The 11,661-nt window shown below is 47.9% G+C and carries 13 protein-coding genes; 9 read left to right on the top strand and 4 right to left on the bottom strand.

Annotated elements, in window-relative coordinates; genetic code table 11:
* Positions 1-28 precede the first annotated feature (28 nt).
* Positions 29-2,020, top strand: a complete 1,992-nt coding sequence (gene uvrB / locus EOO49_RS16755; protein WP_290847790.1) for an excinuclease ABC subunit UvrB — start codon at positions 29-31, stop codon at positions 2,018-2,020.
* A gap of 46 nt (positions 2,021-2,066) precedes the next feature.
* On the opposite strand, the gene EOO49_RS16750 is transcribed toward uvrB, so the two are convergent.
* Both EOO49_RS16750 and EOO49_RS16745 read right to left on the bottom strand, forming a co-directional pair.
* The gene (locus EOO49_RS16750; protein WP_290847788.1) at positions 2,067-2,570 is read right to left on the bottom strand and encodes a hypothetical protein; all 504 of its coding nucleotides are present in this window, start codon (positions 2,568-2,570) and stop codon (positions 2,067-2,069) included.
* Between the two features lie 15 nt (positions 2,571-2,585).
* A complete protein-coding gene (locus EOO49_RS16745) occupies positions 2,586-2,987 on the bottom strand; it encodes an excinuclease ABC subunit B (RefSeq protein ID WP_290847786.1) in 402 nt (133 codons plus the stop codon).
* 52 nt (positions 2,988-3,039) lie between these two features.
* On the opposite strand from EOO49_RS16745, the gene EOO49_RS16740 reads away from it, so the two are divergent.
* The 6 genes from EOO49_RS16740 to EOO49_RS16715 all read left to right on the top strand — a co-directional run bounded on the left by EOO49_RS16740 (position 3,040) and on the right by EOO49_RS16715 (position 6,825).
* Entirely contained in the window at positions 3,040-3,822 is a 783-nt protein-coding gene (locus tag EOO49_RS16740; protein ID WP_290847784.1) for an alpha/beta hydrolase-fold protein, read from the top strand.
* Positions 3,823-3,910: 88 nt separating this feature from the next.
* Positions 3,911-4,339: a DUF1456 family protein gene (locus EOO49_RS16735; protein ID WP_290847782.1), complete on the top strand. Its 429-nt coding sequence runs from the start codon at positions 3,911-3,913 to the stop codon at positions 4,337-4,339.
* A 178-nt stretch (positions 4,340-4,517) separates the two neighbouring features.
* On the top strand, positions 4,518-5,345 hold the full coding sequence (locus EOO49_RS16730; protein WP_290847780.1) for an alpha/beta hydrolase: 828 nt from the start codon (positions 4,518-4,520) through the stop codon (positions 5,343-5,345).
* A 9-nt stretch (positions 5,346-5,354) separates the two neighbouring features.
* On the top strand, positions 5,355-5,804 hold the full coding sequence (locus EOO49_RS16725; protein ID WP_290847778.1) for a VOC family protein: 450 nt from the start codon (positions 5,355-5,357) through the stop codon (positions 5,802-5,804).
* 213 nt (positions 5,805-6,017) lie between these two features.
* Entirely contained in the window at positions 6,018-6,386 is a 369-nt protein-coding gene (locus EOO49_RS16720; protein WP_290847777.1) for a nuclear transport factor 2 family protein, read from the top strand.
* Between the two features lie 40 nt (positions 6,387-6,426).
* Positions 6,427-6,825 carry a nuclear transport factor 2 family protein gene (locus EOO49_RS16715; RefSeq protein ID WP_290847775.1) on the top strand — a complete coding sequence of 133 codons (399 nt, stop codon included), beginning with the start codon at positions 6,427-6,429 and terminating at the stop codon, positions 6,823-6,825.
* A 52-nt stretch (positions 6,826-6,877) separates the two neighbouring features.
* Here EOO49_RS16715 and sucC read toward each other — a convergent pair whose 3' ends face one another.
* On the bottom strand, positions 6,878-8,074 hold the full coding sequence (gene sucC / locus EOO49_RS16710; protein ID WP_290847773.1) for an ADP-forming succinate--CoA ligase subunit beta: 1,197 nt from the start codon (positions 8,072-8,074) through the stop codon (positions 6,878-6,880).
* A 280-nt stretch (positions 8,075-8,354) separates the two neighbouring features.
* On the opposite strand from sucC, the gene EOO49_RS16705 reads away from it, so the two are divergent.
* Positions 8,355-8,768, top strand: coding sequence for a hypothetical protein (locus EOO49_RS16705; RefSeq protein WP_290847771.1), 414 nt, complete (start codon positions 8,355-8,357; stop codon positions 8,766-8,768).
* 105 nt (positions 8,769-8,873) lie between these two features.
* Entirely contained in the window at positions 8,874-10,079 is a 1,206-nt protein-coding gene (gene lysA / locus EOO49_RS16700) for a diaminopimelate decarboxylase (RefSeq protein ID WP_290847769.1), read from the top strand.
* A 276-nt stretch (positions 10,080-10,355) separates the two neighbouring features.
* Here lysA and EOO49_RS16695 read toward each other — a convergent pair whose 3' ends face one another.
* Positions 10,356-11,585, bottom strand: a complete 1,230-nt coding sequence (locus EOO49_RS16695; RefSeq protein WP_290847766.1) for a T9SS type A sorting domain-containing protein — start codon at positions 11,583-11,585, stop codon at positions 10,356-10,358.
* Positions 11,586-11,661 lie beyond the last annotated feature (76 nt).

Genomic DNA, 11,661 nt, shown 5'->3' with positions numbered 1-11,661 from the left:
TATCTTTGTTTTCCACATTTTCAGCGCTATGAAATTCCAAGTTGTTTCCGATTACAAACCTACAGGCGATCAGCCACAAGCCATTGAAAAACTCGCAGCGGGCATCAAGAACGGCGAACAGTTCCAGACGCTTTTGGGCGTGACCGGATCGGGCAAGACTTTTACGATGGCCAACGTCATCGAGAAGGTCGAGCGTCCCACTTTGGTTTTGGCGCACAACAAGACTTTGGCCGCTCAGTTGTATTCGGAATTCAAGCAGTTTTTTCCGAACAATTCCGTGCAATATTTCGTGTCGTATTACGACTATTATCAGCCGGAAGCCTTTATTCCCGTGACCGGAACGTATATCGAGAAAGATTTGGCGATCAACGAGGAACTCGAAAAAATGCGTTTGAGCACGACTTCGGCCTTGTTGTCCGGCAGACGTGACATTCTCGTGGTTTCATCGGTTTCCTGCCTTTATGGGATCGGGAATCCCGTGGAATTCCAGAAAAACGTGATTTCGGTGAAAAGAGGCGAAATGATCTCGCGCACGAAGTTGTTGCATCGGCTTGTCCAAAGTTTGTACGCAAGAACCGAAGCCGATTTCACGCCTGGAACGTTCCGAATCAAAGGCGATACTGTCGAAGTTTTCCCGAGTTATGGGGACGAACCTTTCCGCATCCATTTTTTCGGGGACGAAATCGAGGAAATCGAGGCTTTCGACGCCAAGACTTCGAAGGTGCTCGAAAAGTACACGCGACTCAATATCTATCCGGCCAATATGTTCGTGACCTCGCCCGATGTCTTGCACGGCGCTATTTGGGACATCCAACAGGATTTGGTCAAACAGGTCGATTATTTCAAATCGATCGGGAAACACCTCGAAGCCAAACGTCTTGAGGAACGTACTAATTTCGATCTCGAAATGATCCGCGAACTCGGGTATTGCTCGGGAATCGAGAATTATTCGCGCTATCTCGACAGGCGTTTGCCGGGAACGCGTCCGTTTTGTCTTTTGGACTATTTTCCGAACGATTTCCTGATGGTCGTCGACGAAAGTCACGTGACCATTTCACAGGTTTCGGCCATGTACGGAGGCGATCGCTCGCGAAAGGAAAATCTCGTCGAATATGGCTTCCGATTGCCCGCGGCCATGGACAACCGTCCGCTTAAATTCGAGGAATTCGAGTCCCTGCAGCATCAGGTCGTGTACGTTTCGGCAACGCCCGCCGATTACGAACTGCAGAAATCCGAAGGCATTTACGTCGAACAGATCATCCGTCCGACGGGACTTTTGGATCCGGTCATAGAAGTGCGTCCGAGCAAGAACCAAATCGACGACCTTATCGAGGAAATCCAGCAAAGGGTCGAATTGGACGAACGGACTTTGGTGACGACTCTGACCAAGAGAATGGCCGAGGAATTGACCAAATATCTCACGAAAGTTTCGATCCGTTGCCGCTATATCCACTCTGAAGTCGATACTTTGGAACGCGTCGAGATCATGCAGGATTTGCGAAAAGGGATTTTCGACGTGCTGATCGGTGTCAATCTTTTGAGAGAAGGCTTGGATTTGCCCGAAGTTTCGTTGGTCGCGATTTTGGATGCCGACAAGGAAGGTTTCCTGAGAAGCAACCGCTCGCTTACGCAGACTGTCGGTCGTGCTGCGAGAAACGTGAACGGAAAAGCGATCATGTATGCCGACGTCATCACCAAATCGATGCAATCCACGATCGACGAAACCAACTACAGACGCGAGAAACAAATGGCCTACAACAAGGAACACAACCTGGAACCGATGGCGCTCAAAAAGAACCTCGACAATGCGTTGGCGCGCAATTCCGTGTCGACGAAATACGTGGCGAACCAAGCCGCGAAAGCATCGGAACCCGAACCGAAATACTTGTCAAAAGCCGAATCGGACAAAAAAATCAAGGACTTGCGAAAAGCGATGGAAAAAGCGGCGAAAGAACTCGATTTCATGCAAGCGGCGAAATTGCGAGATGAAATCAAGACGTTGCAGGACGCGGCGATTTGATCGGGAATCGGCTTTTCATCTCTCCGAAAATCGGAAAGTCAAAAAATCACTTCGTTTTCAGTTTCTTGTATTCGCGCAACAAAGTCTTGAGTTGGCGATTCGAGCTGATGTCGATTTCCTTGTCGGATAAAAAATGTCCGAATTGAAATCCTTGGAAGTATTTCTTGGCCGCCGTTTCTTTGAGGATCGTGTCGAGTTCGCCTCTCAAAAACCGTTTTTCGTTTTCGATCTTGGCCAGATTCGCGAATTTGTCCTTGCTGACAATCCGGAAAGTGTTCGTGCTGAACGGAATCGAATTGAGAAGCTGGATTTGCTTTTTCGATTTGAGATCGAGTTTCTCGACAAGCTGCAAAGCAATGTGCTCGATTTCCTTTTTGGTCAGCGTGAGCAGATCTTCGGGAAGACTTGACTGTCGCTTCGAAGGTTTGTTTTCAGTGTTTTTTTTCTTGTCAGATGCGCCTTTTGTCTCGGCGACTTCGGCATAACCGCTTCCGAAACATTTCGGGCAATCCGGATTGAGACCTTCGCAGGAACAAACTTGCATGGGCATAATTTCTGGTGTTTTTTAGTTTTGTTGTTCGCGAAAAATCTCAAAAACGACGTTCGGATCGAGAATCTTGAACTCCGATTCTTTCATCAACGTTAGGATGCGTCGGGTCGCGCCCGGATTCAAGCCCATATCGATCGCGATTTGGTTGATCGCCGCCTGTTCGCGTTCGTGCACTTCACCGTCGATGTGCATCAAAAGCGCTAAACGATAGAATTGGTGGATTCTTTGCACTTCCGATTTGATGGCGTGCGGTTTCGATTCGCGATGGAACAAATCGTCGAAAGCAGTCTTTTCTATGCGAAGCTCGCCCGCGATCAAAGAAAGCAATTTGTATTCGCGCGGATCGAGCTTGCCGTCGACCACCGAAAATTGGATCATGTCAAGCAGCAAAGCCAGTTTTTCTTCGTAGTTGTCCATCGAAATCGTAATTTGCGCAAAAATACCGTTTTAGGACGAAATTCCGCTCGTGATGCGCTTACAACTTTTACTCTTTTTATTGGTTCCGATTTTTGCCGCGGCTCAAACTACGGCATCTTCCCAAGTTTCCACTTTTGATTTGGAGGCGCCGCAATTGGGTGTGAACAAAAAAATCTGGATCTGGCTTCCGAAAGACTATTCGCAAAATTCCAAAAAGTATCCGGTTCTGTACATGCACGATGCCCAAAATCTGTTCGATGCAAAAACATCTTTCGTTGGCGAATGGAACGTCGACGAAGCACTTGAGTCGAAAAACGCACAGGTGATCGTCGTCGGGATCGAGCATGGGAACGACAAAAGAATCGACGAACTCACGCCTTTTCCGAACGAAAAATATGGGGGCGGAAAAGCCGATGCCTATCTCGAATTCGTCGTAAAAACGCTCAAGCCCGAGATCGACAAGCGCTTCCGAACCAAATCTGACGTAAAGAATACGGCTATAATGGGAAGTTCTCTCGGCGGACTTGTCTCGTTTTATGCCGTTCTGAAATATCCGCAAACATTCGGGAAAGCCGGTGTTTTCTCGCCTTCGTTCTGGTTTTCAAATGAGATTTACGCTTTCGCGGACAAGACGAAATCGCTCAAAGACAGGAAGTTCTATTTTCTTTGCGGCGACAAGGAAGACGACAAAATGGTTCCGGATATGCAGCGGATGATTTCCATCGTAAAATCCAGGAAAGCCGATACTCGGCAAAAAGTCGTTCCGGCCGGAGAACACAACGAAAAACTTTGGCGCGAAAATTTCCTCGAGGCTTTTGACTGGCTTTTTGACTGAGCAAATGCCGTCGCGACTGTGTTCGGCCGCTTAAATTCGCTTATCTTTGGCCAAAATCCGCCGCGACGGAAATCCTAAAAAAACACCTATGAACAATAACGATATTTTCAAGAAACTACGCGTAGCACTGCAATTGCGCGATGACCAGATCGTAGAAATCCTCGAGTTGGTCGATTTCAGGATCTCGAAAGGCGAGGTCGGGAATTTCTTCAGAAACGAAGACCACGAGAAATTCGTGTCCTGCGGCGACCAGGTTTTAAGAAATTTCCTCAACGCACTCGTGATTCATTTGCGAGGCACAAAGGAAAATCCAAAAAATCCAACCGAAGTCCTCGGACAGATCAAGGCGCAAGTCAAAGCTCCGGCCAAGAATTTCACGGCAAAAGACGCGCCGGCCAAGAACGCATCGGCAAAAAGACCGGCCAAGAATTTTACGGGCGCAAAACCTTTTGCAGCCAAGAAAACGACCAAAAGTCCGGTTGAAAACGTGAAATACACGATCAAGAAGAAAAAATAGACGATCTCAAAAATCCGAAAACTGACGACCGATGCAATTTTGTGTCGGTCGTTCTGTTTTACGGATTTCGGTCACAATGGAATTTGGACGCGAATCCAATTGGTGCCTGTCGGCTGGAAAACGCTCGGAAAAAAGTCGGGTTTGCGCTATCTTTGGGTTTCTCCTTCACAAAAACGACATGACAAAATTCCTCCATTCCGCTTTCTTTTTTCTGACGATCCTTTCTCTACAGGCGCAAAAAGTCGAGTACGCGTTCGAAAAGGACATCCCTTATTACGAAAAACCGACGGATGCTTACATCAAGGAGCGCTGCGTGCTCGATTTCTATTATCCGAAAAATACCAAAGATTTTGCGACCATAATTTGGTTTCACGGCGGCGGATTGACCGGCGGACAAAAGGAAATCCCATCGGCTTTAAAGGAAAAAGGCTACGCGGTGATTGGCGTGAATTATCGCTTGAGCCCAAAAGCCAAAGTCGAGGATTGTATTGCCGATGCGGCCGCTTCGATTGCATGGACGTTCAAGAATATCTCGAAATATGGCGGAAGTGACGCGAAGATTTTCGTGTCGGGACATTCGGCTGGCGGCTATTTGGGCGCGATGGCCATTCTCGACAAGAAACGTCTGGAGAAATATGCGATCGATCCCGACAAAATCGCGGGATTGATCCCATTCAGCGGACAAATGGTCTCGCACTTTACCTATCGCAAAGAAAAGGGAATCGACGAGAAACAACCCACGATAGACGAATATGCGCCTTTGTTCTTCGTTCGCGCCGATGCGCCGCCGATGCTTTTGATCACAGGAGATCGCGAGCTCGAACTCCTCGGACGTTATGAGGAAAATGCCTACATGGCACGAATGATGAAAATCGCCGGGCACAAAGAGACGAAACTGCTCGAGATTGGCGGCTACGGACACGACATGGCGTATCCGGCTTTCCCGCTTCTGGACAATGAAATCAAGCGCGCGCTTGCCAAAAACAATCCGAAACAAACCAATTAAAACCAAAATATGTCATCACTTATCCCTTATCTGTACTTCGATGGAAATTGCGAGCAAGCCCTGAATTTCTATCATGCGGTTCTTGGCGGACGGATTCCTTACGTTGGACGCTATTCCGATATGCCACCTTCTGACGATCAAAAATCAAATCCGGAAGACGCAAATCGCATCATGCACATGTCTTTGGAACTCGAAGACGGAGCGACGATCCTGGCTTCTGATGTTCCGACCTCGGAAATGCCGGGTTACAAATTCACGCCCGGAAACAATATCGCATTATCGCTGAACGCCTCAAGCCGCGAGCACGCCGACAAAATCTTCAACGGCCTCTCGCAGGACGGAATCGTAACAATGCCATTGGCCGATACTTTCTGGGGCGCATACTTTGGAATGTGGGTGGACAAATTCGGGATAAGTTGGATGGTCAACTATGACGATCCGGCGAATATGCCGAAGTGAGAAGTTTCAAAAAATCCCGGGTTTAGGCTCGGGATTTCTTTTTTCGCCGAAGTGTAACATTTCCAACGAAGTAATCGCTTATTTCCTACAAACGAAATCGATTTCGACGGTAGATTCTGACAAGAGGATGCATTTCAACGAAAATTTGTGCATTTTGCGACTTTTTTGAAAAACCATTCTTAACTTTAAGTTAAACGCTCAATCCCTAAATCTATGAACAAGACACATTTTGATGTGGTTGAAGACGCAGACATGCGCCTCAGCGACGCCTTGGTAAGCCAGGATGTGGGAGCTTTACTCCATCTGTTGCACCCTGACGCAATTTACACCAGCCCACACGGTGAGGTTTTTGTCGGATCAAGAAATTGTCCGGCGAGCAATCCCCAACTTTACCGGATTACAAGACTGGAAACGTTGGAACGAACCATCAATTTTTTCAACAGCGTGGCCGTAGTCACTGCCATCGAGAAACGTGAAGGTTTGTATATGGATATTCCATTCAAGGACTTGTACAGCACGACGCGAATGTGGCGATTTAACCGAAACTGGCAAATGATTGCCGCAACTTCAGTAATCATCTGAAAACACAGGTAATTGGTGCCATTTCCCTACTTGACTAGTCATGACCCTATCGCATATTCAGGTTATCGAAGAAGCCGAAAACAGACTTTTGAAAGCAGTAATAGCCAACGACAAGCGCACGTTGGCCAAAATGCTGCATCCCGAAATCGTCTTTACGGACGAAAACGGACAGACTTTTGTCGGATTCGACAGCATCCCATATTTGAACACTGAAATCCTTTTGCTCGAAAGCAGCGAAATATGCACGCGTAATATCACATTCTTCACCAACATCGCAATAGTGAACAGTGTCGAGAACCGACGCGGCAAATACAGGGGAATTTGTTTCGAAAGAAAACTTCGCATCAATCGATCGTGGAAGTTTTCCGGACGAGGCTGGCAACTCATTTCGGCGAATCTCGTGTTGCTGCTCGAGACTCCTTTTAAAATCGACCCATAAAAAAATCCCGACAGAAGCCGGGATTCAATTAGTATTTAATAACTATTAATTATTAATTGGCCAAAGCTGTTTTCACTTGGTCAGCCGCTTCCTGGAACAGTGTTGCAGACAAGATCGGCATTCCTGAGTTGTCGATCAATTCTTTTGCCAATTCGGCGTTTGTTCCTTGCAGACGAACGATGATAGGCACTTTGATCGAGTCGCCCATATTCTTGTAAGCGTCGACAACGCCCTGAGCCACGCGGTCGCAACGCACGATTCCACCAAAGATGTTGATAAGGATCGCTTTTACGTTCGGGTCTTTCAGAATGATTCGAAAAGCCGTTTCCACGCGTTTTGCATCGGCAGTTCCACCTACGTCAAGGAAGTTCGCCGGCTCGAAACCTGCGTATTTGATCAAATCCATCGTTGCCATCGCGAGACCTGCACCGTTTACCATACAACCGACGGTTCCGTCAAGATCGACATAGTTCAAACCTGCAGCTTTCGCCTCGACTTCGATTGGGTTTTCTTCACGTACGTCGCGCATTTCCGCATAAATCGGGTGACGGTACAAAGCATTGTCATCAAGGTTCACTTTTGCGTCTACCGCGATGATTTTATTGTCTGATGTTTTCAAGACCGGATTGATCTCGAACATCGTAGCGTCAGAACCGACGTAAGCTGCATACAAAGCCGTGACGAAACTCACCATTTCCTTGAAAGCCTGTCCTGAAGTTCCGAGGTTAAACGCGATTCTTCTGGCTTGGAAAGCTTGAAGTCCGACAGCTGGATCAACTTCTTCGGTAAAGATCAAGTGAGGCGTTTTTTCGGCAACTTCTTCGATATCCATTCCGCCTTCGGTAGAATACATGATCATGTTACGTCCTTTTCCGCGGTTCAAAAGTACCGACATATAGAACTCTTTCGTCTCGCTTTCGCCCGGATAATACACGTCTTCGGCGATAAGCACTTTGTTTACTTTCTTTCCTTCCGGCGGAGTTTGAGGCGTAATCAACTGCATCCCGATGATCTGTTCTGCGATTTCCTCGACTTGCTGAAGGTTCTTTGCCAATTTTACACCGCCGCCTTTTCCGCGTCCACCGGCGTGAACCTGGGCTTTGATTACGTGCCATCCCGTTCCGGTTTCGGCGGTTAGCTGCTTGGCGGCCGCAACGGCTTCCTGAGCATTATTGGCAACGTGACCGCGTTGGACTTTGACTCCGTAGCTGGCCAGGATTTCTTTTCCCTGATATTCGTGTATATCCATGATTGGTTATTTTGTAAGGTGACGCAAAAATAGGGAATATTGTTGATTTGCCGATTCCTATTTCGGTTTTTTGATTGGTGGATTTTTGGATTGTCGGATTGTCGGATTGTCGGATTTTGAATCTTTCGCCCTTTTAAATCCTGACAGGTTAGATCACTTTTTAACTTTCGGGTTTCTTCCGACCAAATTTGCGATACTGACTTTTTCACTTTACGTCGAGTTTGCCACGCAACCAATCGGCTTTTGTAGCATCTATTTGCTAACCATATAAAAAACAACTATGAAAACGATCAAACTATTTGTGTTTTTGCTCGCTTTGGGCTTGGCTACGGGCTGCAAAAGCGATGACGACAACAATTCCCAAGGCACATTGTTCGGAACCTGGACGCTCAAAAGCGTAACCGGCGGATTTGGAGGCGCGAACCAGCAATACGAGCCAGGCGTGATCACCTGGACTTTCAACGACGACGGAACGGTCGATGTCGTGAACGGACAAATTCCCGACACCGGATACGAATTCTTCGAAACCGGAACTTATGATTATCAAGTGCTGAGCGTAAACGGTACGGCCGATTGCGACGGAGCGATGATCATCGATGCTACGGGCTTCGGCTGCATGGACGTTGGCACGAACACGTTGAAATTCGACCAAAGAGACGCCGACGGTTTTCTGGTCACGCTCAGGAAACTGTAAATTTTTCTCATTTTTCCATCCGCGATTCTACCGATAATGCAGAAATGCCAAACCGTTTGGCAATAAGCGTTTTCATTGGTAAATTCGCGGATATTTTATTCCTATATGAAACCTACAGCACTACTTCAGCTCGCCGAGGAATTCGGTTGCCCGCTTTACGTTTACGATGCCGCGAAAATCGAGGCGCAGTACAAACGCTTGACGGACGCGTTCAGTAAGGTCGACGACTTGCGGATCAACTACGCGGTCAAAGCCTTGAGCAACGTCACGATCCTGAAGTTGCTCAAGAAGTTGGGATCAGGGCTCGACACGGTTTCGATACAGGAAGTGCAAACTGGCCTTCACGCTGGTTTTCCGGCAGACAAAATCATCTACACACCAAACGGCGTTTCATTCGAGGAGATTGAAATGGCCGCCCAACTTGGCGTGCAGATCAACATCGACAATCTTTCCGTTTTGGAACACTTTGGCGCCAAACACCCCAAGGTTCCGGTTTGTATCCGCATCAATCCTCACGTAATGGCTGGCGGAAACTCAAATATCTCCGTGGGTCACATTGACAGTAAGTTTGGTATTTCGATCCATCAGATGCCGCACATTCTGCGCATTGTGGAGAATACTGGGATGCATATCAACGGCATTCACATGCACACGGGTTCGGATATTCTCGATGTGGAAGTTTTTCTCTACGCAGCCGAAATCTTGTTCGAGGCCGCTACACATTTCAAGGAACTCGATTTTCTCGATTTCGGATCGGGATTCAAAGTGCCTTACAAAAAGGACGATATCGAGACAAATGTGGAGGAATTCGGGAAAAAGCTTTCCAAAAGATTCAACGAGTTCCGCAAAGAATACGGACGTCCGTTGGCTTTGGCTTTCGAACCCGGAAAATTTCTTGTGTCGGAATCGGGGTTCTTCCTGGCTAAGGTGAATGTCGTAAAACAGACGACTTCTACGGTCTTCGCCGGAATCGACAGCGGTTTCAACCATTTGATAAGACCTATGTTCTACGGAAGCCAGCACGCGATCGAGAACGTTTCGAACCCAAAGGGAAAAGAGCGTTTTTACACCGTAGTCGGCTACATTTGTGAAACCGATACTTTCGCGACCAATCGCCGCATTGCCGAAATCCACGAAGGAGACATTCTCGCTTTCAGGAACGCAGGCGCTTATTGCTTCTCTATGTCTTCCAACTACAATTCGCGATTCAAACCGGCCGAAGTTTTGTGGAAAGACGGAAAAGGAATCCTGATACGCGAACGCGAAACGATGGAAGATCTTCTCAAAAACCAGATCCTGGTCGAACTATAAAACAAGCGCCCCGGATAGGGCGTTTTTTTTACGGGAAGTTGTCGCGAGTTGCAAACTCGCCAACACGCCTTGGCGAAGTCACAGACTTCGCCGCAAAAAAACCACCCAAAAAGCCAAAACCCGCAGCCCGGATGTCGCGGCTAGCTTTCACACGCCAACGCGTATTTTTTGCCGAAGCGGGCTGGCTTTTTGCAAAAAAAGACCCGCCCGCGAGTTGCAAAAAAACGTGTTGGCGTGTGAAACTAATAGCGAACAGCCGGATTTGCTGCCCAAAAATCAATCCTTGATGAACTTGATTTCCTGAGTTGAATTCCCGTTGTCGATTTTCAGGATATATTCGCCTTTCGCAAGCTTCGAAACATCGATTTTGGAATTCGCCTGTTGCTGCTTTTTCACCAGTTTTCCGTTGAGATCGAAAATGGCGATGTTGGCTTTTTGGGAATCAAGACCGGAAATAAACAGCGTTTCAGCGGTCGGATTCGGGTAAACGATTACCGCTTTTTGATTGGGATCGTTCACGGACAACTCGCAATTTCCATCGGCTAAAAAAGGAGCGAACCAGCGCAAAACGTCCTGTCTCACTGACAACGCCTCGCTCGAGGAAGCGTCGCGGCACAAGAATGCGCTTCCCGTCAAATCGCCGCATTTCGGCATCAGGGCGAAACCTTCGACGTTGGTGTTTGATCCCGTCGGATTCGCTATGAAATATTCGTTCAACGTTGAAAATGTAGGTTCTGATCCGGGCGCTGGCGCAAGCGACATATTGGTTACTTGCAGGTAATTGCTGCCGACGTTGTGCAAAATGTAGAGCAATCCCGTAGAACGATCGAACGCCAGATCGCAGCTTTCACTTCTCGAAGTCTTGTATTTCCCGACGTAGGCAAAGTCATTGTTCACGTCCGGATTCAGGTCGAAAACCCAGATGTAGCCGCCGTCCTGGTGCGCGACAAACATAAGTCCGCCCATGCCTTTTGTCGAGACGTAAGGTTGGCCGGTGACCGAACTCGTGAAATTACTGTCGGCCAAAAACGAATCGGGAACGAACGCGATGCCTTCGGGGCCGGTGTTTCCGGTGTCTGGCATGGGCGATGGCGCTTGTAGCAAATTCCAATGGCGCGATTCGGTCAGCGTCGAAAAACTGGCATTGTGTGTATATTTCCTGATTTCGTATTCGTTTTCGTCGATGGTGTAGACTTCGTTCGCCGAAAGATCGACCTGCGTGATGCCTTCCGGTCCGCCGTCGAACGATTTGTTGGCGATCTGGCTAAAAGTTCCGCCCGACGCATCGTATTGCAGCACGCGAAGCCGACCGTCATTCTGTACGGCATAAAGTCGATTGTTGACCGAATTCCAGTGCAAGCCCGAAAGTTCGATTGCCGCCGACGGACTCATGACCGAAGTGATGTTGGTCGCATCTGACCAAGTCTCCGAAGGCCAAACCGATTGGGCCGAAGCGCCAAAAAAAGCAGCGAAAGCCGATAGCGAAAAAAGTAGTTTTGTTTTCAATGGCGAAAGTTTACGCGGCCAAAGATAGAAAAGTGTGTGGTAGGTTTTGGGATTATCGGAATTTCAGATTGGCGGA

The sequence above is a fragment of the Flavobacterium sp. genome, assembly GCF_004295795.1.
Lineage (GTDB): Bacteria > Bacteroidota > Bacteroidia > Flavobacteriales > Flavobacteriaceae > Flavobacterium.
The sequence above is the reverse complement of the archived record's forward strand: the minus strand, read 5'-3'. Positions and strand labels throughout refer to the sequence as shown.